General features: G+C 62.0%; 24 protein-coding genes, 1 tRNA gene and 1 pseudogene. 13 read left to right on the top strand and 13 right to left on the bottom strand.

Annotated features, from left to right (window positions below; translation table 11 throughout):
- Positions 1–63: 63 nt before the first annotated feature.
- Genes FJ970_RS20040 through FJ970_RS20025 form a run of 4 tightly spaced genes read right to left on the bottom strand, consistent with a single transcriptional unit; the run spans position 64 to position 3,442 of the window.
- Positions 64–1,041 (bottom strand): quinone oxidoreductase family protein, encoded by a 978-nt coding sequence (locus FJ970_RS20040; RefSeq protein ID WP_140758681.1) that lies wholly within the window; start codon positions 1,039–1,041, stop codon positions 64–66.
- A gap of 27 nt (positions 1,042–1,068) precedes the next feature.
- Positions 1,069–1,887, bottom strand: a complete 819-nt coding sequence (pcsA, locus tag FJ970_RS20035) for a phosphatidylcholine synthase (RefSeq protein WP_181178562.1) — start codon at positions 1,885–1,887, stop codon at positions 1,069–1,071.
- The gene (locus FJ970_RS20030) at positions 1,884–2,498 is read right to left on the bottom strand and encodes a DUF1326 domain-containing protein (protein WP_140758683.1); all 615 of its coding nucleotides are present in this window, start codon (positions 2,496–2,498) and stop codon (positions 1,884–1,886) included. The genes pcsA and FJ970_RS20030 overlap by 4 nt, the downstream gene beginning before the upstream one ends.
- A 14-nt stretch (positions 2,499–2,512) precedes the next feature.
- Positions 2,513–3,442: a DUF2182 domain-containing protein gene (locus FJ970_RS20025; protein WP_140758684.1), complete on the bottom strand. Its 930-nt coding sequence runs from the start codon at positions 3,440–3,442 to the stop codon at positions 2,513–2,515.
- 71 nt (positions 3,443–3,513) lie between these two features.
- On the opposite strand from FJ970_RS20025, the gene FJ970_RS20020 reads away from it, so the two are divergent.
- Complete coding sequence (locus tag FJ970_RS20020; protein ID WP_140758685.1) at positions 3,514–4,728, top strand: UbiH/UbiF family hydroxylase; 1,215 nt, start codon at positions 3,514–3,516, stop codon at positions 4,726–4,728.
- 147 nt (positions 4,729–4,875) lie between these two features.
- Positions 4,876–5,199, top strand: coding sequence for a heat shock protein HspQ (gene hspQ / locus FJ970_RS20015; RefSeq protein WP_027142695.1), 324 nt, complete (start codon positions 4,876–4,878; stop codon positions 5,197–5,199).
- Positions 5,200–5,284: 85 nt separating this feature from the next.
- On the opposite strand, the gene FJ970_RS20010 is transcribed toward hspQ, so the two are convergent.
- Complete coding sequence (locus FJ970_RS20010) at positions 5,285–5,914, bottom strand: invasion associated locus B family protein (protein WP_140758686.1); 630 nt, start codon at positions 5,912–5,914, stop codon at positions 5,285–5,287.
- 232 nt (positions 5,915–6,146) lie between these two features.
- Between FJ970_RS20010 and FJ970_RS20005 the strand changes: the two genes are divergently transcribed.
- Positions 6,147–7,967 carry an extracellular solute-binding protein gene (locus FJ970_RS20005; RefSeq protein ID WP_140758687.1) on the top strand — a complete coding sequence of 607 codons (1,821 nt, stop codon included), beginning with the start codon at positions 6,147–6,149 and terminating at the stop codon, positions 7,965–7,967.
- Between the two features lie 16 nt (positions 7,968–7,983).
- Entirely contained in the window at positions 7,984–8,664 is a 681-nt protein-coding gene (locus FJ970_RS20000; RefSeq protein WP_140758688.1) for a DsbA family oxidoreductase, read from the top strand.
- 238 nt (positions 8,665–8,902) lie between these two features.
- Here FJ970_RS20000 and FJ970_RS19995 read toward each other — a convergent pair whose 3' ends face one another.
- Positions 8,903–9,214, bottom strand: a complete 312-nt coding sequence (locus FJ970_RS19995; RefSeq protein WP_181178564.1) for a hypothetical protein — start codon at positions 9,212–9,214, stop codon at positions 8,903–8,905.
- Positions 9,215–9,280: 66 nt separating this feature from the next.
- Between FJ970_RS19995 and FJ970_RS19990 the strand changes: the two genes are divergently transcribed.
- Together FJ970_RS19990 and mgtE are read left to right on the top strand one after the other, a co-directional pair.
- On the top strand, positions 9,281–11,173 hold the full coding sequence (locus FJ970_RS19990; protein WP_181178565.1) for an ABC transporter ATP-binding protein/permease: 1,893 nt from the start codon (positions 9,281–9,283) through the stop codon (positions 11,171–11,173).
- A gap of 271 nt (positions 11,174–11,444) precedes the next feature.
- Positions 11,445–12,809 (top strand): magnesium transporter, encoded by a 1,365-nt coding sequence (gene mgtE / locus FJ970_RS19985; protein WP_140758690.1) that lies wholly within the window; start codon positions 11,445–11,447, stop codon positions 12,807–12,809.
- Positions 12,810–12,850: 41 nt separating this feature from the next.
- On the opposite strand, the gene gor is transcribed toward mgtE, so the two are convergent.
- The 3 genes from gor to rpiA form a co-directional block, all read right to left on the bottom strand.
- Positions 12,851–14,242, bottom strand: a complete 1,392-nt coding sequence (gene gor, locus FJ970_RS19980) for a glutathione-disulfide reductase (RefSeq protein WP_140758691.1) — start codon at positions 14,240–14,242, stop codon at positions 12,851–12,853.
- 119 nt (positions 14,243–14,361) lie between these two features.
- Positions 14,362–14,985, bottom strand: a complete 624-nt coding sequence (locus FJ970_RS19975) for a DUF2059 domain-containing protein (protein ID WP_140758692.1) — start codon at positions 14,983–14,985, stop codon at positions 14,362–14,364.
- The gene (rpiA, locus tag FJ970_RS19970) at positions 14,972–15,703 is read right to left on the bottom strand and encodes a ribose-5-phosphate isomerase RpiA (RefSeq protein ID WP_140758693.1); all 732 of its coding nucleotides are present in this window, start codon (positions 15,701–15,703) and stop codon (positions 14,972–14,974) included. Before rpiA ends, FJ970_RS19975 begins: the two co-directional genes overlap by 14 nt.
- A 253-nt stretch (positions 15,704–15,956) precedes the next feature.
- Here rpiA and FJ970_RS19965 point away from each other — a divergent pair, with 253 nt between their 5' ends.
- The 5 genes from FJ970_RS19965 (at position 15,957) to FJ970_RS19945 (ending at position 18,790) form a co-directional block, all read left to right on the top strand.
- Positions 15,957–16,640 carry a phosphoglycolate phosphatase gene (locus FJ970_RS19965; protein WP_140758694.1) on the top strand — a complete coding sequence of 228 codons (684 nt, stop codon included), beginning with the start codon at positions 15,957–15,959 and terminating at the stop codon, positions 16,638–16,640.
- A gap of 139 nt (positions 16,641–16,779) precedes the next feature.
- Positions 16,780–16,854: transfer RNA gene (locus tag FJ970_RS19960), tRNA-Val, on the top strand.
- 184 nt (positions 16,855–17,038) lie between these two features.
- Positions 17,039–17,296 carry a PepSY domain-containing protein gene (locus FJ970_RS19955; RefSeq protein ID WP_140758695.1) on the top strand — a complete coding sequence of 86 codons (258 nt, stop codon included), beginning with the start codon at positions 17,039–17,041 and terminating at the stop codon, positions 17,294–17,296.
- A gap of 140 nt (positions 17,297–17,436) precedes the next feature.
- On the top strand, positions 17,437–18,180 hold the full coding sequence (locus FJ970_RS19950; RefSeq protein WP_227791859.1) for a lysozyme inhibitor LprI family protein: 744 nt from the start codon (positions 17,437–17,439) through the stop codon (positions 18,178–18,180).
- Between the two features lie 115 nt (positions 18,181–18,295).
- A complete protein-coding gene (locus FJ970_RS19945; RefSeq protein WP_140758697.1) occupies positions 18,296–18,790 on the top strand; it encodes a hypothetical protein in 495 nt (164 codons plus the stop codon).
- Here FJ970_RS19945 and FJ970_RS19940 read toward each other — a convergent pair.
- Together FJ970_RS19940 and FJ970_RS19935 are read right to left on the bottom strand one after the other, a co-directional pair.
- On the bottom strand, positions 18,776–20,653 hold the full coding sequence (locus FJ970_RS19940) for a L,D-transpeptidase family protein (RefSeq protein WP_140758698.1): 1,878 nt from the start codon (positions 20,651–20,653) through the stop codon (positions 18,776–18,778). The genes FJ970_RS19945 and FJ970_RS19940 overlap by 15 nt on opposite strands.
- A 211-nt stretch (positions 20,654–20,864) precedes the next feature.
- Positions 20,865–20,977: pseudogene (locus FJ970_RS19935) on the bottom strand (SDR family oxidoreductase); the annotation flags it as partial.
- Between the two features lie 127 nt (positions 20,978–21,104).
- On the opposite strand from FJ970_RS19935, the gene FJ970_RS19930 reads away from it, so the two are divergent.
- Positions 21,105–21,500, top strand: coding sequence for a rhodanese-like domain-containing protein (locus FJ970_RS19930; RefSeq protein ID WP_140758699.1), 396 nt, complete (start codon positions 21,105–21,107; stop codon positions 21,498–21,500).
- Between the two features lie 12 nt (positions 21,501–21,512).
- Here FJ970_RS19930 and FJ970_RS19925 read toward each other — a convergent pair whose 3' ends face one another.
- On the bottom strand, positions 21,513–22,424 hold the full coding sequence (locus FJ970_RS19925) for an alpha/beta hydrolase (protein ID WP_140758700.1): 912 nt from the start codon (positions 22,422–22,424) through the stop codon (positions 21,513–21,515).
- A 47-nt stretch (positions 22,425–22,471) separates the two neighbouring features.
- On the opposite strand from FJ970_RS19925, the gene FJ970_RS19920 reads away from it, so the two are divergent.
- Positions 22,472–22,924, top strand: coding sequence for a MarR family winged helix-turn-helix transcriptional regulator (locus tag FJ970_RS19920; RefSeq protein WP_140758701.1), 453 nt, complete (start codon positions 22,472–22,474; stop codon positions 22,922–22,924).
- Positions 22,925–22,939: 15 nt separating this feature from the next.
- Here FJ970_RS19920 and FJ970_RS19915 read toward each other — a convergent pair whose 3' ends face one another.
- Positions 22,940–23,551, bottom strand: a complete 612-nt coding sequence (locus FJ970_RS19915) for a pyridoxamine 5'-phosphate oxidase family protein (RefSeq protein ID WP_140758702.1) — start codon at positions 23,549–23,551, stop codon at positions 22,940–22,942.
- Positions 23,552–23,565: the final 14 nt, after the last annotated feature.

Genomic DNA, 23,565 nt, shown 5'->3' with positions numbered 1-23,565 from the left:
GGCTTTTCGTGCAAACCATGCCCGCCGCTGCGGCAGGACGCTAAAAACCAAGGCAAACTGTCCTCAGGGAACCAGGATGGTCGTGCCTGTCGTTCTGCGTCCCTCGAGATCCTGATGTGCCTTGCCCGCGTCTTTCAGCGCGTAGCGCTGATTGATCTTGATCTCGACCGCACCGCTGAGCACAACCTCGAATAGCGCGGCGGCGGAGGCGTCGAGGTCCTCACGTTTTGCATTGTAGACGAACAGCGTCGGCCTGGTTGCGAACAGCGAGCCCTTCTGCGCCAGCAGCGACATCGAAAACGGCGGGATGGGTCCCGAGGACTGGCCGAAGCTGACGAACATGCCGAGCGGCTTGAGGCAGTCGAGCGAGGCCGGAAATGTGTCGTTACCGACCGAGTCATAGACGACGTCGCATTTCCCGCCGCCTGTGATTGCGGCCACGCCGGCGACGAAATCCTGTTCCTTGTAGTTGATGACATGAGCGAAGCCGTGTGCCTTGGCCAGTTCGATCTTGTCGGCAGAGCTGGCGGTGCCGATGGCCGTCGCCCCGAGATGCTTCGCCCATTGGCCCAGAATGAGCCCGACGCCGCCGGCCGCGGCATGAAACAGGATCGTGTCGCCTGCCTTCACCTTGAAGGTCCGGCGCAAGAGATATTCCGCGGTCATGCCCTTCAGCATCATGGCGGCGGCCTGTTCGTCGCTGATGCCGTCCGGCACCTTGACGACCTTGCTGGCATCGATGACGCGCTCTTGCGCATAAGCCCCCGTCGTCACGGCATAGGCAATCCGGTCGCCGGGCTTCAGCCATTCGATGGCCTGGCCGACTTCCAGCACCACGCCGGCGGCTTCGCTGCCCGGAATGAGCGGAAACCCGCCGGGCGGCGGATAGAGGCCCGAGCGATGATAGACATCGATGAAGTTGAGACCGATCGCGGTATGCCTGATCAGGATCTGTCCCGAACCCGGCTGGCCGGGATCGGCGTCTTCATAGGTCAGGACTTCCGGGCCGCCATTGGCGTGGATGCGGATCGCTTTGGACATGGACGGGATTCCTTGAGGAGCGGCTGGTCAGGCCTTTTTGGCGCCGAGGTTTGGAAACAACTGCATGAGACCGCCAATGGTTGCGAGGTAGAGCCCGGTAACGGTAATGCCGATCTTGGTGAACGTGCTGACCTGCTCGCCCAGCACGCCGATCTGGTCATAGAAGGCGGCGAGCGCCGCCTGCGCGAGCGCAAGCGCGCCGAAGGCGCACCACAACAGCGTCATGCCGAGATTGATCGGCCGCAGCCGCTCCACCCGCACCGGATGGATGAAGTTGATCGGGACAAAAGTCAGAATGCCGGCCACCACCACCACCGCGAAGGAAACCCATTGTCCCGGTTCGATGACGAACAGCGTGAACACCACCATGTTCCAGACCACGGGGAATCCCTTGAAGAAATTCTCCTTCGTCTTCATGCCGGTATCGGCGTAGTAGATCGCGCTGGAGACGACGATGATCGCAGCCGAAAGGAACGACAAGCCTTCGCCCATGAAGCCGCGCTGATAGAGCGCGAAGGCCGGGATCAGCACATAGGTCACATAGTCGATAATGTTGTCGAGGAGTTCGCCGGACCAGGTCGGCAGGATTTCCTTGACCTCCAGCTTCCGGGCGATCGGCCCGTCGATACCATCGACGAACAGCGCCAGTCCGAGCCACCAGAACATGGCCGTCCAGCGCTCCTCGCTCGCCGCGACCAGTGACAGGAAAGCCAGGAACGAACCGGAGGCGGTCAGCAGATGCACCGAAAACGCGCGCGCCTGCGGCCAGGTGACCTTCTTCTTCGGCCGCGGAATCCGGTCGGTGATCTTCCCGGCGATCTTGCGGGCCTTTGTGTTCTTTCTCACGGACCCCGCCAATCCAGCTTGCAGATTTCGGCCGAGCGGCCTCCGAAATTCCAGTTGCGGCCAAAGGCCCGCATCTTGCTCTTGTCGGACCTCGCCACGATGATCTCCGGCGCGATCCAGTATTCGGAATTCGTGATCACCGTATCCTTCTCGCGGTCCTTGCCCGCGATTGGCGTGACTGCCCCGTCGATGATCTTCGGTATCTGGAAAATACGCGTCTTGTCCCGCGTCTCGTAGGTTATCGGCACCTGTTCGACGCCCAGGAATTTGCCGACCAGGATCGAGAGCAGCGACGTCGTCCCGCCGGCCTTGCCGGTAAAGATCTTGGTCAAAGCCTTGACCGCGTAGACCGAGGCCCTGATGTCGATGAACAGGCCCGCGGTCCAGTTGCCGCGGCTCATGTAGCCGGGGATTTCCATGATCAGCCCAAGATTGAGGCCGGAGAGGTCGACCTCGCCGAAATGGCCGGCGTCGATACGAAAACCCGCCCAGGTCTGGCAATAGCCCTCGGTCGGAGGATGACTGCCAAGCGACAGCACGCAAGGGCAAAAAACCGTGCAATTGCAGGAGAGTACGAGCTCTCCTTTCATTGCCCAGCTCTGATCTGCCATCGAACTTCCCCCACTCATAGCGAGACTACTAGCAGCGCGGCTGCCCAGACAAGCAGTATCGCACCAGCCAGCCGGGTTGGAAGACTACCCGTCGCCTGTTTTTCAATCAGGGTGAACATGCCGATCAGCGCCATCCAGAAGACATTCATCACGCCGACTGCGAACATCACCAGCATCAATGCCCAGCAGCATCCCAGGCACCAGATGCCTTGCGCGACGCCGAGCCGGAAGACGCGGATGGCTCTCGCGCTCCAGCTCGAAAACAGGATCGAGAACGGGTTCCGGCATTTCGTCAGACAGGCCTCCTTGAGGCCGCTGAACTGGTAGAGGCCGGCAACCAGCAAGGCGAGCCCACCGGCAACCCCAAGCACCGGATCGAATATTCCCCCGGAGGCGGCGAATGCGTGGACGGCAAGTGTCAGTGCCGCAAACAGCATCGAGGCGGCAAGCCAGACGCAGATATAGCCGGCAAACAGCACCAGCGGATGGACGACCGGCTCCCCCTTGATCCGCGCTGTATCGGCGATCTCGCAATAAATTCGGATCATTGGCGCCGCGGATGGCAGCATCGCGGCGATGGCCATGAGAAACCACATGAGGATGAGCGCCAGGGTACGCGGCCCGATGCTTGCGTCCAGCGGCGCCGGGGAAAGGCAGAGCGCGAAGAACCGTTCGAGGACGGCCGGTAACGGCAGTCGCGGCAAGTTACGCAACAAAGCGTCGCCTGGCGCGCCGATCTGGGCTTCGGCGCTACGAATCGCCATCGCGGCAAGCAGCAGCCAGGCCATCGCGATGCTTGCACCGACGACGACGTTGATCGTCAAGCGTGGGTTGCGTGCGACGTTTGCCGTGGCGCGGCCGGCGCGATCGAGGTGGCTGAAATCATCCTGCTGGCCGGTCATGACACTCGAATGGGCCGAATCGCCGCGTTGATCAAGTCGCATGATCTGCCCTATATGCGTCTCTCGACTGGCAGGTCTGATGGCCGCCTCGCGCAGCAAGCTGGAAGCCGACCTTGGAGCATCAGGAAACAGCGCGGATACTGATCGCAGGCACGGGGCCGGCGGGATTGATCGCTGCGCTTGCCTTCGCCGATGCCGGCTTTCCGGTGACGATCGCCGGGCCTGAGGTTTCGGCTCCCGATGGCCGCACCACGGCGCTCATGACACCTGCCCTGAAGGTGCTCGAACGGCTGGGCGTGCTCCAGGACATCAGGCCCCAGGCCGCACCGTTGAAGGTGATGCGCATTGTCGATGCGACCGGCCGGCTGATCCGCAGCCCCGTCGTCACTTTCCGCGCCGGCGAAATCGACGAGGAACAGTTCGGCCTGAACCTGCCCAACAGCGTCTTCGGGCCAGCGCTCGCCGGCAAGGTGGCCGCGCATTCCGGGATCGAATGGCGCAGATCGATGGTGAAGACCTGGAATCTCGGCGCCGCCAAGGCTCATGCCACGCTGGCCGACGGCAGCGAGATCGATGCATCGCTTGCGGTCGCTGCCGACGGCCGCCTGTCGCCGGCGCGCGAGGCGGCGGGCATCTCGACGGCGGCGCGCGCCTACCCTCAGGCGGCGCTCGTCCTCAATTTTGGCCATAGCCGCGAGCATGGCTTCACCTCTACGGAGTTCCATACCGAGACCGGCCCGTTCACGCAGGTTCCGCTGCCGGGCAATCGCTCCAGCCTTGTCTGGGTGGTCAAACCCGAGACTGCCAAGGAGCTTGCCGCGTTGGACGACGCAACGCTGTCTTTGCGGATCGAAAAACAGATGCAGTCGATGCTGGGCCGGGTAACCGTGGAGCCGGGCCGCCAGATTTATCCATTATCGACGGTGACCCCTCTGCGTTTCGCGGCGCGACGGGTGGCGCTTGTCGGCGAAGCGGCGCACGTATTCCCGCCGATTGGCGCGCAAGGCCTCAACCTAGGCATCAGGGATATCGACGACCTGGTTGGAATCGCAGCGGAAAATCGCGGAGACCCCGGCGCTTCCAAGGCCCTCGCGGCCTACGATTTCAAACGCCGGCCTGACATCCTCGCGCGGAGTAGCGCGGTCAATCTGCTCAATGTGTCGCTCCTTTCCGATATGTTGCCGGCGCAGATGGCGCGTGGCGTCGGTCTCGGCGTGCTTGGTGGTTTTGCACCGCTTCGCGCCTTTTTCATGCGCGAAGGGCTGCGTCCGGGCAGCGGCTTCGCGGCGCTTGCGGGCGGCCTGCGGAAGCCGACGCGGCAGCGGTAGCGATTTTGCGGGCTGTGCCGCGGTATCGCGACGTTCATCAAAACCTTTGTTGCGCATTCCGCCTATTTTGAAGGCGCTCGGACGCTCGGGATTGAATTGATGCGGAGTCTGCGCCAAATAAAGTCAAGGAATTCAGTGGTGAGTACGATGAAAACGGCCAAATTCGCGATCGGACAGGTGGTTCGCCACCGGCTGTTCCCGTTCCGAGGCATCATTTTCGACGTCGATCCGCAATTCGCCAACACCGACGAATGGTACGAAGCCATCCCCGCCGACGTACGGCCACGCAAGGACCAGCCGTTCTACCACCTGCTCGCTGAGAATTCGGAAACCGAATACATCGCCTATGTCTCAGAGCAGAATCTGCTCGAGGATCAGTCGGGAGAACCCGTCCGCCATCCGCAAATCAAGGAAATGTTCGACAAGAAGCCGGATGGGCGCTACGCGCCGAAACGGCAGTCCAGGCACTGACTTCCGGCCTACCGGGAACGACCAGACATGAAAAAAGCGGGGCATGACCCCGCTTTTTTTGACCCGATAATGACCCGATGGCGGATCAATTGGCGGTCTTCGCCTTGTCCTGCTCGTCCTTGAGCTTCTTGGCGAAGTCCTGGTTGTTCTTGGCGACGAAGTCCTGAAGCTTCTTCTGCCGGTCCTCGATGTCCGACTGCTGCAGTGGGGGGCCGTCATAGGCGCCGCTGAAACCCTGCAGCGCGATCTTGATCGGATTGGCCTGGTTCTGGAAATTGATCGAGGTCAGCGTGATCCCCTGACCCTTCTTGAAGGAAGCGACGAGCTGGTCCGTCAGCGGCACTTCGGCCACGCAACGATCCGGGAAGCAGATGACATAGTCGAGCTTCTGCGCTTTGCCGGCGTCGATTTGCAGGCCGATGCCGGGAGGCACGAGGCGGCCGGTCGGGACCGTCACCTGGAACACCTTGCGGTTCACCTTGCCCTTGAGCTCGATCAGGCTGACACCGGTGACGAGCTGGCCGTTGCCAGCTGTGACGATGTTCTGGACGTTGCAGATGTCGACGTCTTCCTGCTTGGTGCAGGCCTTGAACCAGCCCTGCGGAATCTGCGGCTGCTGCTGCGCGGAAGCAGACGGAAGTCCTGCGCAGAGAAAGCCAACCACGCCTGCGGCCATGACCGACAGGCGGTACGCGTTGCTGTTCAGGCTCGTCATGTCGTGCACTTCCTCTCAATGATCCCGGGACCGGCTTCTTCGTGCCCTGTGGTCCGCCTACCTGTTGCCAAAATGAGGCAACAGAATGACTTCGGACGGCGTGTTACACTGCAAGCGGTGTCGAATCCAGCCCGCCCACTTGTATTTCTTGATGACGCCATTGGCCGCCACGCAGTTGCCGCATGCTAGGGTGCGGACCGAATCATCAAGCCGACCTGTTAAGGAGACGGTCATGGGCCGCGTTCTTGTTTGGCTGGTCACCGCAATATCGTTTTTCACCCTGTCGTCGTCACCGGCGCTGTCGGAACCGAAATACGCGATCGCGATGCAGGGCGAACCGGCCCTGCCGCCCGACTATGCCCATTTCGACTACGTCAATCCCGACGCGCCGAAGGGCGGAAGCATCACCTATTGCGTCGTCGGCAGCTTCGACAATCTGAACCCTTTCATCCTCAAAAGCCTGCGCACGACGGCGCGCGGCATGATGGACACGATCTTCGGCAATCTAGTCTTCGAGCCGCTGATGCAGCGCAGTGCCGACGAGGCTTTTACCCTCTACGGACTTCTGGCAGACACCGCCGACATGGACCCCGAGCGCAAGAGCATCGAATTCCATCTCAACCCGAATGCCAAATGGTCGGATGGTCAGCCGGTGACGCCGGAAGACGTGCTGTTCACTTACGATGCCTATACGCAGAAAGGCCGGCCACCCTACAGCGATCGCATGGCCAGGATCGCCAAGCTCGAAAAGACCGGCGACCATAGCGTGCGCTTCACCTTCAACGACAAGGCCGATCGTGAGTTTCCGCTGATCATCGCGCTGACGCCGATCATCCCCAAGCACGCTTTCGACATAGATACTTTCGACAAGACGACGCTGAAGCCGTTGATCGGCAGCGGTCCCTACAGGATCGCGCAGGTGGCGCCTGGCCAGCGCATCGTCTTCAAGCGCAACCCCGACTACTGGGGCAAGGACGTTCCCGCCAAGCGCGGTTTCGACAATTACGACCAGATCACCATCGAGTATTTTCTCAACGCCAACGCCAAGCTCGAAGCCTTCAAGAAGGGCCTTTGCGCCATCGACGACGACGGCGATCCGGTGAAACGCGAGCGCGATCTCGACTTTCCCGCCTTCCATAGGGGCGACGTGGTTTCTGAAACCTTCGACACCGGCATTCCGCCCGTCGTGACCGGTTTTCTGTTCAACACGAGGCTGCCGAAGTTTTCCAACCCGGTGGTTCGGCGCGCACTCGGCATGCTTTACGATTTCGAATGGGCCAACAAGAATCTGTTCGGCGGCAAGTACACCCGCACGATGAGCTATTGGCAGAATTCCGAGCTTTCCGCGCTCGGCCATCCGGCTGACGACAGGGAAAAGGCACTTTTGGCGCCCTACCCCGGCCGCGTGCCGGCCGACGTCATGGACGGCACCTGGAAACCGCCGGTGACGGACGGTTCGGGCCAGGACCGCAAGGTGCTGAAGACCGCCTTCGATCTTCTGAAAAGCATCGGCTACCACGTGAACGATGGCACGATGCTCGATCCCGACGGTAAACCTTTCGGCTTTGAGATCCTGACCGCCTCGCAGGACGAAGAGCGTTTGGCCGGCATCTATCAGCGCACGTTGGAGAAGATCGGCATCAATGTCAGCATTCGCAGCCTGGACGGCGACCAGATCCAGTCGCGCAAGCAGCGTTTCGATTTCGAGGTGCTGATCGGCTCCAGCGGCTTCAACAATTCGTTGTCCCCTGGCATCGAGCAGATCGGGCGCTGGTCGTCCGCCGCGGCCAGGACCGAGGGATCGTTCAATCTCGCCGGCGTTGCCGATCCGGCGATAGATGCGGCCATCGACGCAATGCTGCGAGCCCGTTCGAAGGAGGATTACGTCGCGGCGGTTCGCGTTCTCGACCGGCTGCTGATCTCCGGCCATTACATGGTGCCGATGCAGTACAACACGCAGCAGTGGCTTGCTTACTGGAATTATCTGGAACATCCGCGAAAGACGCCCATATTCGGTTACCAGCTGCCGACCTGGTGGCGCAAACCGAACTGAAAATCCGGAGATAGAGATGAGCGAAGCGAACGCCATAACCGTCGATGTGGTGTCGGACGTCGTCTGCCCGTGGTGCTTCATCGGTCAGAAACGGCTGGACAAGGCGGTCGCCGCGGCCGGAGATGTCGAAGTGCATATACGCTGGCGGCCGTTCCAGCTCGATCCGACCATTCCGCCGCAAGGCAAGGACCGCCGCGAATACATGCTGGCCAAGTTCGGCAGCGACGAGCGCATTCGCGAAATTCATGCCCGCATCGAACCACTTGGCGAGGCCGAGGGCATTTCCTTTGCCTTCGACGCCATCAAGGTGGCGCCGAATACGCTCGACGCGCATCGGTTGATACGCTGGGCCGGTGCCGCCGGCGAGGACGTTCAGAACCGGCTGGTGCGCCGCCTGTTCCAGCTGAATTTCGAGGAAGGCGTCAACATCGGCGACCACACCGTGCTGGTCGAAGCTGCCCGCGAGGCCGGCATGGACGCCTCGGTCGTTGAAACGCTCTTGCCGAGCGATGCCGATGTCGAGGCGGTTCGAACGGAAATCGCCACCGCTTCGCGCATGGGGATCACAGGCGTGCCGTGCTTCCTGCTCGAGGGGAAATATGCCGTGATGGGCGCGCAGGACGCGGACACGTTGGCTGATGCGATCCGTCAGGTCGCGGCCGCCAAGGCGCGTGGGGAGTTGGAGAAGGCCGGCTGAGGCCAGCTTCCTCCGCCGACAACATGAGCGGACGCTGTCTCACTATCATTCCAGCCTTGCTGACGAAAATCCGTGGCCGTTGGGCGCCGGTGCAGGTCGACTCCTTGGTCGACGGAGAATGATCTTGCACGCCAAACTGTTTCCGTAGCGCCACCTGGCGACGTCGCTCCGGCAAGGACGACGACGTCAAGGAATCAGACGTCAAGAACGGCGTGCTTTCCGGAGTTTTGGTCTGTGCTCAATAAGAAAATCCGCCAGCCCAAACGTTTTTTGATTCACAAAGCCGTGTACGAAGCTTCCCTTGGGGAAGGTGGACCGCAGCAAGGTTCGTGGGTTCCAACAGACTGAAATCAATAGAAATTTCCGGATCTTTGTCAGTCGTTTCGATGGCAATCCAACCATCGATCTGTTGCCTCGGGGCAACGGCCGCGGCGGCAATCCGGTCGGCCGGGTTTAAAATTAAGAGAAAATGATCAATTGGTGTTACCATCCGTAACAAAACAAAAAAGGTTTGGGCGGGATCGTGATTCGGATCGGCAGACGATCGCAAGAGTCAGTACCGGATGGACTACACCGCGACGCCGCAGGGCAGTCGTATTTGACGCCGGTATCCTCGATGCGCAATTTCTGGGGGCTCATGCGAGCCTACTGGGTCTCGGACCGCTGGAAGGAAGCCTGGACGCTGACGCTGGTGATCGCGTTGCTCACCGCGCTGTCCAGCAAGGCCAGCGTGTGGTTCGCCGTGGCTTCGGGCGAATTGGTGAATTCGATCGCCTTCCTGCACGACGCAGCCAACACCCGCCCGCTGGAGACAATCCTGACCAACGCCGGCGTACTGGTACTGCTGGTCCTGCTCAAGGATGCCGGCTTTACCGGTATACGCAATCTCGTCTCGGCAACCTTGCACCGCAAATGGCGTGGCTGGCTGAACGACCAATTCAACCAGGCCCTGCTCGACGGCAACCATACCCATTTCCATGCTCAACATGGTGCCGCGGACGGCGGCATCGTTGCGCCCGACAATGTCGACCAGCGCATCCAGGAATCGATCAAGGACATGACCGGCGGTGCGATCGGCCTCGCCATGGGCGTGCTGGGGTTGGCGACTTCGCTCTACTTTATCGGCCAGAACCTGTTGCAATCGTCCGTGGAGGTCAAAGGTCTGGAGTTCCTTGGCAGCTACGGCAGCGCTATTCTCGCCCTTCTCGCGGTCGCCACTTACGTGCCCCTCAATACCTGGATCGCAGTCAAGCTCGGCAGCCTGCTGGAACGTCTCAATATTCGCATGCAGAAGGCGGAGGGAAGCTATCGTAGCGAACTGACGACATTTCTGCGCCGCAGTTTCCATGTCGCCGCCTCACATGGCGAGGGCGTGCAGAAAATGATGCACGACCGGCTCTACGTCGACATCGATCGCACCTGGGGACGGCTGAATGTCGTCAACACCAGCTATATGTCGTTCGAGCTGATCTACAACTTCGTCGGCGCCCGTATCGTAGCCTATGCTCCAGGCCTGCTGCCGTTCATCCACAGCCGCCTGGACTATAAAGGCTACATCACCGGCTCCGAAATGGTGGCCCAGCTCATCAGCCAGTGTTCGTGGTTTATCCATGTCATGCCCGCTATCGCCACGCTTCGCGCCAACAGCCAGCGTGTGACGGAGCTCGCCAACGCGATCGAGAATGTCCAGCACCCACAGGTATTTTACAGCCAGAGCGGCCGTTCCGATTTCCACTACGCCAGCCAGAATCCGGTTTTCGGCCTGACCATCCAGAAGCTGGAATTGGCGCATCAGGGCGAGGACGCGACGCCCTTCCTCAGCTCCGCCAACCTGCGCTTCCGGCGCGGCGAATGGACCTTCCTGAAAGGTGAATCCGGTTGCGGCAAGACCTCGCTGATCAAGGCGATCAACGGCCTGTGGCCCTATGGTCGCGGCACCATCGTCTTCCCCGAGGGCGTGAAGAGTTTTTATGCCGCCCAGGAGGTCAAGCTGCCGCAGGTGTCTTTGAAGCAGCTGGTTTGCCTGCCGGGCTCCGAACGCGACCATGGCGATGCCCAGGTCGCGTCGGCGCTGCACAAGGCTGGCCTTGGCGATTTCATCGAACACATCGCCAATGAAAGCCGCGAGGGCAAAAGCTGGGATCAGGTCCTGTCGGGCGGCCAGAAACAGAAGCTGGTGGTGGCTCGTATCATACTGCAACAACCGGGACTGTTGTTCCTCGACGAGGCGACCGGTGCTCTCGACCCTGACGGCAAGATTGCCTTCCACCAGGCCATCAAGGACAACTGCCCCGATGTGACGGTGATCAGCGTCATGCACGAAGCCGTGGCGCCGAGATCGGCTGCCGGCACCGAGTTCTACCACTCGATGGTCCTGATCGCCGACGGCGTCGCCACGAAGAAGCCGCTCGCCCCGAGCCTGCCCCTCGAACTCACCACGATCCTGGCCCAGCCAAGGCCGGTCGAGGACAAATGGACGCGTTTCTCGCGCCGGCTGAAGCAGAAATAACGGTGATGTCACCGGGACTTGCCGCGTCAAACGGCGGACAGTGATCACAGTCTTGCGATCAGCGCCGTTCGGCACTGTTTTCCTCCCTCACCGCGATTGACTCGGCAAGGCGCGCTCCTATGTTGCGCCGGCTTGCAGACAGTCAAAATCGAACCCGCAAGCGGAAAGGTCACCGCGCCATGCCTGGCGACAGTCACAGTCGAACGCAACCGCCGTCCGCCTAGACGTGACCTGAATGGTTCATGTCCTGCCGGATGGCAAGGAGTGAGCCATGAACGAATTTTTCCCCGTAGCGGACGACGAGGCCGTCGCCATCGCCCGCATCCTCGCCAATGATCACGTCGCCGACGTTGTCGAGGCGCTCAATCGTGAATCGCGCGAAACCGCGACGGAGCTGCTTTGCGCTGTACCCTTCGAACGGCTGGTCGAGATATTCGATCAGCCTGAGCTCGAGAGCGCGCCCGAACTGGCGGAGGCCCTGCCTCGTCCCAAGGCGAGTAGGCTGCTCACCGCCATGTCCGTCGACCGTGCGGCCGACATCCTGCGCGAGCTCGACGAGCCGGCACGCTCCGAGCTGCTCGGCGCACTGGCCCCGCCACTGCGCGCGACCCTGCTTTCCATTCTGGGCTATCCCGAAGGCAGCGCCGCCTCGATCATGACGACGGAGTTCGTCAGCGTTCCCTCCGACTGGACCGTCGGGCGCACGCTCGACTACATTCGCAAGGTCGAGCGGACGCGCGAGACCATCTATGCAATCTACATCGTCGATCCGCAGACACACCTCCTGGTGCGGTCGACGGGTTTACGCCGGCTCATCACCGGTGAGCCTGATGACTCGATCCTGTCGGTGGCGCCCGACCGCATGCCGGTGACGGTCAGCCCGCTGACCGACCGCGAAAACCTGGCGCAGACGATCTCCAAATACGATTTGCTCGCCGTTCCGGTGGTCGACCACGGCAAGATTCTCGGCATCGTCACCATCGACGACATCATCGACACGATGATCGAGGAGACCACGCAGGACGTGCATCGCTTCGGCGGCATGGAGGCTCTGGACGAGCCGTATATGAAGATGAGCTTCCTCGCCATGATCAAGAAGCGTGGCGGCTGGCTCTGCGCGCTGTTCATCAGCGAGATGCTGACGGCCAATGCGATGCAAAGCTATGAGGGCGAGCTGGAGAAAGCGATCGTTCTGACGCTGTTCATCCCGCTGATCATGAGCTCCGGCGGCAATTCCGGCTCGCAGGCGACATCGCTGGTCATCCGCGCGCTGGCGCTGCGCGAGATCGGCCTTCGCGACTGGTGGCGGGTGGCGTTGCGCGAATTGCCCACCGGCCTCGTGCTTGGCGCCATGCTCGGCGTGGTCGGCGTCTGCCGCATCGTGCTCTGGCAATATATGGGCTTCTACGACTATGGCCCGCATTGGCCGCTGATTGCCGCGACGGTTGGTGCTGCACTGGTCGGCATCGTCACCTTCGGCTCGCTGTCGGGATCGATGCTGCCGTTCGCCCTGAAACGGATCGGTTTCGACCCGGCCAGCGCATCCGCGCCGTTTGTCGCCACGCTGGTCGATGTCACCGGACTGGTGATCTATTTCTCGGTGGCGCTGGTCATCCTGCGCGGCACGTTGCTGTAGCGGTTGGACTGCAGCCGCCGGCCAAGGCTGGCGGCGGCGCGTCAGACGCGCTCGCCGTCCTTCACACGATAGGTCGGCTTGTACATGGTGACGAGCTCTTCTGCCGCGGTCGGATGCACGGCCATGGTGCGGTCGAAATCATCCTTGGTCAGCCCCGCCTTCAGGGGGATGCCGAGCAGCTGGGCCATTTCGCCGGCATCCGGCCCCAGTATGTGGGCGCCGAGAACCTTGCGCGAAGCGCCGTCGACGACCAGCTTGATCAGCATCTTTTCGTCACGGCCCGACAACGTGTGCCGCATCGGCCGGAAGCTGGCGCGGTAGATTTCGATATCGGCGAAACGCTTGACGGCTTCGTCCTCCGACAAGCCGACCGTGCCGATTTCCGGTTGCGAAAAGACCGCGGTCGCGATCGTGTCGTGGTCGGGCGCCGTCGGATTGCCCTTGAACGCCGTCTCGACGAAGCACATGGCTTCGTGAATCGCCACCGGCGTCAGCTGCACGCGGTTGGTGACATCCCCGATTGCCCAGATATTGTCGATGTTGGTGCGGGAATAGTCATCGACCTTGATCGCACCCGTCGCGGTGGTCATCTCGATGCCTACGCCTTCCAGCCCCATATTCTCGGTGTTGGGGATACGGCCGATGGCCAGCATCACCTGGTCGACCGTCAGCACCTGCCCGCTGATGAGCTGCGCGTCGAGCCGCCCGTCCGGTCGCTTGCTGACCGATTCGGAGACGGAATGGCAAAGGATTTTTATCCCCTTCTTTTCCATCGTCTCATGCAGCGTGCGCCGCAGGTCCATGTCGAAGCGGCCAAGAATTTCCTTGCCGCGATAGACCAGCGTGGTGTCTACGCCGAGCCCGTGGAAGATGTTGGCGAACTCGACCGCGATATAGCCGCCGCCCTCGATCATGATCGCCTTCGGCAGTTCCTCGAGGTCGAACGCCTCGTTGGAGAAAATGCAGTGTTCATGCCCAGGCAGTGCCGGATGCGCCGCCGGACGGCCGCCGGTGGCGATCAGGATCTGATCGGCGGTGACGGTGCGGTCCTCGCTCAGGAGATGGATCACGTGCGGGTCGACGATCATCGCCCGCGAATGAAAGGCCTCGCCGCCCGAGCCCTCGACGTTCTTCTTGTAGATCGCTTCCAGGCGGCTGATCTCGCGGTCCTTGTTGGCGACCAGCGTCCGCCAGTCGAAACTGGCTTCCGGCACCGTCCAGCCATAGCCGGCGGCGTCGGCGAAATGCTCGGGAAATTGCGAAGCATAGACATAGAGTTTCTTGGGCACGCAGCCCCTGATGACGCACGTGCCGCCGAAACGGTACTCTTCGGCGATGCCGACGCGCTTGCCGAGCACTGCCGCGACCCGCGCCGCCCTCACCCCGCCGGAGCCGCCGCCGATGACGAAGAGGTCGTAATCATAACCGGCCATGAAGCGGCTCCTTGAACGCCAAAAATGTGAGTGACAGGTAGGCCGCAAACCACCAAAAGAAAAGCCCGGACAGGCCGGGCTTTACAGATGGCCGCAAAGGCCGCGTTTGACATGCAGGATCAGTTCTGCGTGTCGTCGGCAGGAGCCGAACCGTCCGCGGGTGCGGCGCCATCCGCCGGTGCCGCATTGTCGGCCGGAGCGGCGCCATCGGCGGCGGGCGCAGGCGCAGCCGGCGCCTTCGCTTTTGCTGCCGCCGCCAGCGTTTCGCCGACCTGCTGGGCAAGATCGCGAGCTACGCCGTTCTGCCAGATGTCGGCGGCCTTGACGAGGTCGCGCGTCACGGTCGGGCCGCTGTCGAGCAGCTTCTTTCCCGACTCGGAGCTGTAGAAGGCCGCGATGTCGGTGAGTTCCTTTTCGGAAAACACCTTCGCATAGGCAAGAGCCGCTTCCTTCTCGAGATCCGCGCGGCGCGAGGCCATCGCCAGCGCCTTCTCGTTGATCGTCTTGCCGATCAGCTCCTGCATGTCAGGATTCTTCTGGATGAGCTGCGATTCGAGCGCCGCGGCGGCCTGCGGCAGGATGTTGTCGAACGGGTCGGTCGCGTGGATCGCAGCGACTGCCGCGCGTGCGGCCTTCAGATGCGATTCCGTGACGTCCTGCGCGAAGACAGGCGAGGAGAACGCGAAGACGGCCGAAGCCGCCACGAGGACGGAAAGACGGCGAACCCGGTTATGCAACGTCATGATCGATAGAACTCCCTGGTTTTCGGGCGGCATGGACAGTTTCGATACCGTCGCCGCCGGCGATGATGGCCGCTGACGCCAGCCCGATGAAAAGACCATGCTCGACCACGCCAGGAATGGCGTGGAGAGCATTCGAAAGCGCTCTTGTATCCGGAATGCGGCCAAAAGATGCATCGAGGATAAAATGGCCGCCGTCTGTAACAAAAGGCTGGCCTCCCGTCATCCTCAATGTCACCGGACCGGAAAGGCCGAGATTTCCAGCCGCCATGGCCACGGCGATCTCGGTCGCGCGCAGGCCGAACCGGTTGACTTCGATGGGAAGAGGAAACCGGCCGAGCGTCTCGACCATCTTCGAACGGTCGGCGATGACGATCATGCGCTGCGAGGCCGCGGCCACGATCTTCTCGCGCAGCAATGCGCCGCCGCCGCCCTTGATCAATGTCAGCTCCGGATCGACCTCGTCGGCGCCGTCAACGGTGAGATCGAGCTCGGGTGTTTCCTCCAGCGTCGACAGCGGCACGCCGAGTTCGCGGCACAGCGCAGCAGTGCGTTCCGAGGTTGGCACGCCTGTTATGGTCATGCCGGAGGCAACTTTGTCGGCCAGCAGCCGCACGAACTCCTCCGCGGTGGTGCCGGTGCCGATGCCAAGCCGCATGCCGTCGCTGACATGGACAAGGGCGGCCCGCGCGGCCTCGACCTTCAATTGTCTGGCATCCATACTGCTTGCTGCCCCGAAACCTGATGCATGTCGCCCAAAAGTGACCTCGGTTCTGGGAAAACGACATGCATGAAACAAAGACCAAAAGCGCGTCACATGGGTCCGTTTCGACGCGACGCGCTTTGGCGTTTCGGGCTCCTAGCATTTTTGCAGGTCGGGTCAAAGCCCTCGGCGACGGCGCCACCAGTCTGCTTGCCTTAACGCGTCGCAGCCGCTATCGCCTGCCGATGCACAAACCTGCTCAGGATGGATCATGAGTCGCCCGATCATCGTGTTCGATCTCGATGGGACGCTGATTGACACGGCGCCGGACCTGCTCGACAGCCTCAACCACAGCCTGGCGGCCAGCGAACTGGCGGCCGTCGACGAGGCCGGCTTCAAACGCTTCGTCGGCCATGGCGGCCGGGTGATGATCGAACGGGCGCATGCCGCGCAGCAACGATCCCTCAAGCTCGAGGAGCACGATCGGCTGCTGAAACTGTTCCTCGATCACTACACCGACAATATTCCGGGCAAATCCCGCCCCTACCCCGGCGTGATCGAGGCGATCGCCCGCTTTGAGAAGGCCGGCTATCTGCTGGCCATCTGCACAAACAAATACGAAGCCAACTCGCTGGCGCTGATAGAGGCGCTCGGCCTGACCAGGCATTTCGCGGCAATTGCCGGACAGGATACGTTCGCGTTCCGCAAGCCCGATCCGCGCCACCTGATCGAAACCATCAAACTGGCCGGCGGCGATCCGCACCGCGCCTTGATGGTCGGCGATTCGCAAACCGATATCGACACCGCCAAGGCCGCCGGCATTCCTGTCGTCGCCGTCGACTTCGGCTACACCGACCGTCATGTGCGCGAGTTCGAGCCCTCGGCGGTGATATCGCATTTTGATGCTTTGACGCTCGATCTGGCGCAAGGGCTGATCGGCGCCGCCGCACACTGAGCGCCGGCGATGAAAATCTCTCCTGAACGGGCCATGGCGGGACCGCAAATCCGATCTGTGCGGGAACACCAGACACCGCCTTGACTTAACGGGCCGGCCTCCCTTATATCGCGGCTCGCTTGGCCTTCGGGCAACGAGCGGGCGATTAGCTCAGCGGGAGAGCACACCCTTCACACGGGTGGGGTCGCAGGTTCAATCCCTGCATCGCCCACCATCCAACTTGAAGAAATCGTTGGATGTTCGGTCGCGACCAAATTCTCTTGAAAGCTTGCTGGCACGCAAGACAAAAGGTTACTGGGACGAGAGACAAATGTCGGCCCGGGTCGAACGGTTCCTTGCTCTCCGGAACCAACCGATACACCAGCGAGTTTCCCTCCGTCGAAACTTGAGGGAAAACCATGTCCAGATTTCTGCTTGCGACCTCCGTCGCCGTTCTTCTCTTCGCCGGGCCTGCTTTCGCCGCGGATGAAAATCCGCTGCCGCCACCAAATGCCAAGAAGCTGTCGGAGATCATCGCCAAGGTCGAGCAGCGTAACGGATTTCGCTACGTGAAAGAGGTCGACTGGGACAAGGACGGCTACACCGTCATCTATTACACCTCGGACAAGGCAAAGGTCGAAATCGTCTTCGATCCTGTGACGGCCGAACCAAAATAGAGTTCGTTGAACATCCTCGTCGCGAATGCGCTGCCTACGGGCATTCTCAACGACGAAACGGACGCCCAAATTGTCCATCCTGGAGTATGTTATGCGCCGGTGCGGGGCCGCGCCTTGGGCAATCCTCTTGGCTTGGGGCCATGATGCGATGTTTCATTAGAACCTATTTTCTGTCTGTACTCGCCATCGTCCTAGCTGGCGGCTTCCTTGCCGTTTCTCCGGCACGGGCCGATGGGCCATCCTTCGACTGCGCCAAGGCTGCTTTGCCTGCGGAAAACGCGATCTGCGCCGACCCGCAGCTGTCGGCGATCGATCTGCTGGTTTCGAAGGCGTTCAAGGGTTTCGAGCCGGCGTTCGGCGGCGACAAGCGCAAGATTGCCCGCGGGCTGATCGCCGACCGCAATGCCTGCAAGAGCGATACGGCCTGTATCGTCAGCGCGCTCAACAACGCCTTGCAGACCTATGGAAATGGGCCTTCCTGGGTGCAGGACTACAACATCGCGCTGATTGGCAAGAAGGCGCTCGAAGCCGCCGTTCGAAACCCCGGGGATAACGATCGGCCCCTGCCCTCGGCGATCGGCCAATGCGCATCGACGCACATCGAGACGCTGACCACGCGGCTCGGCGACGATCCGCTGGAAACAGCCGCTCCCGAAGCGGGCAGCGCGGCCACGTTCACCAATGGTGGCGGCGCTGTCTCCTATGATCGCGAGGCTGGCTTGGCCGCCTCGAAGGTCGGCGATCCCGTCGTCATGTGCTTGATCTCGATTCCCAGGGACTGCCCCAAGGACGACGACCGTGGCCGGGTCTTTTACTCCGTCGACCTCGTCGCGAAAGGCTCCTGGGCTCTGCCGGATTCGCAGCATATGTGCGGCGGCGCCTGAGCGGCGGGTTTCATCCGTCAGCATCGGGCCATCACGCTGGCAGTCTTTGTCTACCCTTGCGTCAATTCGCCATTGATGGCTGATTGCAGGATGAACGGGCCTCACGGGGGTGGGCATGTCGACTGCGAAGCACTTGATGAAGCGCGTCCTGATGATGCTCGCCGGCTATCTCGTCGCCATATTGGTTGGCCTGATCGCCGTAGTGGCGATCTATGCCGCACTGAGTTCCCTGCCCGGCGCGCCCGCCTATTTCGACCTTATGGGCGTCTCGCCGATCGCGGCCTTGGTTGTGCCGCCACTCGGCATGTTCATCTATTTCCTGACGGTTGTGGTGACCGCGCCGCAGACGCTGATCTTCGCGTTGATCGCCGAGTTCTTCTCCTTGCGCAGCGCCCTGCTGCACATGCTCTTCGGCGCCGCCGCTGCGGCCGGCGGCTTCTTCCTGATCTGGCCGGGCGCGGCGGAGGACGTGGATCCGGAGCGCTGGGCCGACATCGGCATCATCGCCGCCGCCGGTCTGGTGGCCGGGCTGGTCTATTGGCTGATCGCCGGGCGCGACGCCGGTTTCCGGCGTCCGCTGTCGGAGCGCGAGCGACTAGCTCGAGGGTGAGCGCACCGCCTCGGTTGCGTCCATGGCCTGCTTCAGCCGCGAGTCGCGGTCGTAGACGTCGCTGAAATACTCGACCTTGCCGGACATGTCGGGCCAGGCGGTGAAATAGGCGACATAGACCGGGATCTTGCGGGTCACATCCTCGGTCGAATGTCCGTGCTTCAGCTTCTCCGCGATATAGTCGACCGAGGTGCCGAGCACCGCCGCCGCCATGCCACGCGGATCCTGCAGGCGCACGCAACCATGGCTGAGCGCGCGCATGTCCTGCTTGAAGAATGATTTCTGCGGCGTGTCGTGCATGTAGATCGCATGCTTATTGGGGAACAGGATCTTCAATTCGCCCAGCGCATTGGCTTCGCTCGGCTGCTGGCGCACATTGTAGGGAATGTTGGCGCCATATGCGCCCCAGTTCACCGCCGACGAAGGGATGCGCTTGCCGCGTGAATCCGTCACCTCGTAACCGGCCCGGTCGAGATAGCCTGGATCGCTGCGCAACCTCGGCAGCATTTCGTTGACGATGATCGACTGCGGCACGCCCCAATAGGGGTGGAAATCGACCTGCTTGATCTGGTCGTAGAAGAAGGCAGTCTGGTTGGTGACCCGACCGACCACGGCGCGCGTCTTCAGCTTTTCCTGGCCGTCGTCGATGTAGCTTGCGGTGAAGGCCGGCTGGTTGATGAAAACACGCGGGCTGCCGAGATCGGAAGGCAGCCAGCGCAATTCTTCCAGGGCCACCTGAACCTTGAGCAACCTGTCGGCCTTCGACGTCCCGGCCAGTAAGGCGACGGTGCGCGGTCCGATGACGCCGTCACCCTTCATGCCTTCCTTCTGCTGCACCGCCTTGATGAGCGGGACCAGTTCGGGAACATAGACTTCGCTGGTTGCCAGCCGGGACAGAACCTCGCCATAGGTGCCACCCATCTCGTCATCGAGATTGCGCGCGATCAGCGACAGCAGCTTTGGCAGTTCGGGGCTGGTTTCGCCTGGCTTCAGCAGCAGCTTGGGATCGACGACGATCTCGTTCTCTGCACTCGCCTGCAGCGATTCCAGTTCGACGCGCAGCGCCTGATACTCCGCATTCTGCGGATGGCGCGATTCCAGATAGGTGCGAACTTCCTGTGTATGCGCAAGTGTCTTCAGCACGCCCACCATGTCGAGCGGCTTGGCCGGGAAATCGTAGTAGCCGGTCATGCGGTTTGGCTCGACACGGCCGCTCTGGGCGTCATGGGCGTAACGCAGGACACGCGCCGACAGCGCCATCTCGAAACGGACGAGTTCCTTCAACTTGGCTGCGTCGTCTGTCGGGGTCGAAATGGCGGCTGGCACGTCGACCGTGTAGTCGGCAGGCGTGAGGCCGTAGCTGGCAGCCTCGCCAAGCACCCGCACGGCATCCTGCGCACGGTTGTTGGGGCTGGTTCCGCTTACCCAGATGAAATCCGGGTTGGCCGAGTAATAGGCGATCAGCGCCTTGGCAACGTCCGGCTCGGCATAGAGTTCGTAGTCGCTGAGGCCGGCAATGGCATCGTGGAAAGCAGCCCCCGTGGCAGATGGAACGAACGCGGCGTCCTGCGGCGTCGCCGGTTGGGGCGCTGCGGACAGCGTCGAGAAGTCGACGCGCACGAGCTTGTCGGCCTTGTAGGTATAGTAGGACGGACCGCTGATCCTTACGCCGCCGCCGGCCGGCGCCTTCGGTTTGTACTTTGGCGGAGGAGGTGGAAACTCACCCTTCGGCTCATGCCTGATGCCGCCGCCGAACAGCATGTCGAAAAGCCCTTGCGCCCCTGCCTGAGGCATGCCGAAAGCCAGCGTCGCCGTAATCGCCACAAGCGGCATCACGGTTGCTTTTTTACCGAGGAATTTCATGGATCACCCGCTCCGGTCGCAACCGGTTCCCGTTCCGCACGCTAAACCGTCCCGCTCACCGCATGGCGGATGTAAGGCGCGACTATACCGATTCATACCGATTTCGTTAAGCTTTCATAAATTTCGGCGGGCCTGTTGCAGAACGGTTTCACAACATCGTGACGGCTGGAGCGGGGGCGTTTCCGCTCCAGCCCGGAGGACCCCCTGGAAATCAGGCGTTTGCGCCGCCGTCGATGGTCAGCGCGGCTCCGGTGACGAAACGGCCCTCCGGTCCGGAGAGCCAGGCAACCATGCGGCGATATCCTCCGTATTGCCGAATCGCGGGTCGACGATGGCCGGGGCAATGACCGCCTGGAAGACCATGGCCGGCAGCGTCGAGGCGTGACAAACACCGTTCGTTGTGCTCGAAATCCGCCTTGCCAGCAAAAAACCTGCGGCCGGGAGGGACGACGTGAAAAAAGGATATCGCGAGCTGCTGGATGAGGCCAATGCCGAGATCGAAGTGGTTTCGCCCGAGGAAGCGGCAGGACTGCTTGAAGATGAAGATACCATTTTCGTCGATCTGCGCGATCCTCGAGAGATCGAACGCGATGGCAGAATTCCCGGCGCCAAGCATGTCACCCGTGGCATGTTGGAGTTCTGGATCGATCCCGAAAGCCCCTACCACAAGCCCTTCTTCGCTTCCGGAAAAAGCTTCGTCTTCTTCTGTGCCGGCGGCTGGCGGTCGGCCTTGGCCACCAAGACGGCGCAAGACATGGGGCTTTCGCCGGTCAGGCACATTCTCGGCGGCTACACGGCCTGGAAGGCAGCGGGATTGCCCGTAGAGTCCGGAGAAAAGAAGAAATAGCCTGAACGCCGCTCAGTGGAGCAGCGACGGCCCGCGCTGCGTGGTCACGAAGCCGACGGCGCGCTCGACCACGCCCTTGTCGGCCAGAATGCGGCGATGGCCGAGCCCATCGGCCCAGTGCAGCCGCACATGGTCGCCGGCGCCGGCATAGCGTCGTGCATGTTCAGCCGGCACCTCACGGTCGTCAGGGGCGTGAATGACGAGCGTCGGCACGGGCGCCTGGGCGAGCTGGCGGTCGCCGGTGAATTCATGCAGCGACCGGCCGGAGAGATATTCGACACGGTCGGCCATGGCGACCTGCGAGCGGGGGCCGACATTGAGCATGCGGCTGAAGTCGGCGAAGATTGCCGGCAGCGAGCTTGGCGCCGCGATCAGCACAAGACGCGCGGCCGCCAGCGGCGGGATGCCCTTGACGGAGCCGGCGATGGCATTGGCGGCAACGGCGCCGCCGAAGGAATGGCCCACGGCGGCCACGAACGGCCCGAACCATTGGCCGGCCACTCTTGCGGCTTCGACAGCGTTGACCATATTCAGGTGCCTGCCCTGCGAATGACCATGACCGGGAAGATCGAGCGAGACGACCCTATGGCCGGCGGCGCGAAAACCTTCGATCAGCACGCGCATATATTCGGTACGCGAACGCCAGCCATGAATGACGAGAACGGTGCCGGCCGGCTCGCGGCCCGGTTCGGGCCGGAATTCATGCACCATGACGCAGCCGGTCGCGGTCTTCAGCCGGTGATGCCGCGCCTCGGCCATGAATTCCGCGGCGCGGTCGATGGCGCGGCGCTCGCCGTCGGTCAGCGTCCTGGTGCTCGGCGTACGGCAGAACAATTCGAAAGCCGCGCGCCCGGTGATGCGCGGCGCGACATGTTCGGCCGCACCGAACACACCTCGGATGACCTTCAGCCCGAATGATGCCATAGTCAGAATCCATCCATACGTTCAAGCATGAACATAATAGTTCAAAGATGAACAATAAACAAGAGCTACCCTGGGACAACCCGCGTTTTCGCAACTGGGTCGCGGTGGCGCGCGCCTGCCATGTGCTGGAGCGCACGCTGGCGGTGAAACTCGCGCCGCTCGACCTGAAGCCGGCGCAGCTCGACGTGCTGATGAACCTTTACCGCCATCCCGGCATGTCGCAGCACGACCTTGCCCGCAAGCTGCTCGTCGGCCGCTCCAACATCACCATGCTGTTGCCGCAGCTCGAGACACGTGGCCTGCTGCGGCGCGAAGGCGATGAAAAGGACAAGCGCATCTTGCGGCTTACGCTGACCGAAGCCGGCGAGGCGCTGCTGATGCAGGCGCTGAAAGTGCATATGGCGCTGATCGAGAAGGCGATGAGCCAGTCGACGCCGGAGCAATGCGACATGATCGGCGAGCAGATGCGCAAGATCTATGAGGTGCTGAACGAGGCGTGATCGCCTTTCAGTCGATCACCACATCGACTTCTTCGCCCGCTCCGGCCATTCCCTGTCGTAGGTTTCGCCGTCGATATTCTTGCGGCTGGTGATTTCCAGGATCTTTCCAGGTGTCGGCAGCGACTTCGGATCGACATGTCTGGCCGGGTTCCACAGTTCCGACCGCACGATCGCCCGGGCGCACTGGAAATAGACCGAATCGACATCGATGACGGTCACCGAGCGCGCTGGTTTGCCCTCGATAGTGAATGATGCGCAAAGCGCGGTGTCGGTCGTAATATGCGCCCGGCCGTTGATGCGCAGCGTCGTGCCGGAGCCCGGCACCAGGAACAGCAGGCCGACGCGCGGGTCGCGGATGATGTTCTTCAACGAATCGGCACGGTTGTTGCCGCGCCGGTCCGGCATCATCAGCGTTTTCGCATCGACGATACGCACGAAGCCCGCGAGATCGCCGCGCGGCGAACAGTCCAGCCCCTCCGGACCGCTGGTCGCTAGTGCGACGAAGGGCGAGGCTTCGATAAAGGCGGCGTATTCGGGGATGACATGGTCGAGTTCCTTGACCACGGAGGCTTCGCCGGGCAACCCGTAAAGGGCTTCGAGTTGTTCGACTGTGGTGATGACCGACATTTTCCGTCTCCCGA

The organism is Mesorhizobium sp. B2-1-8, from assembly GCF_006442545.2.
Lineage (GTDB): Bacteria > Pseudomonadota > Alphaproteobacteria > Rhizobiales > Rhizobiaceae > Mesorhizobium.
This window is presented reverse-complemented; position numbering and strand designations above follow the sequence as displayed.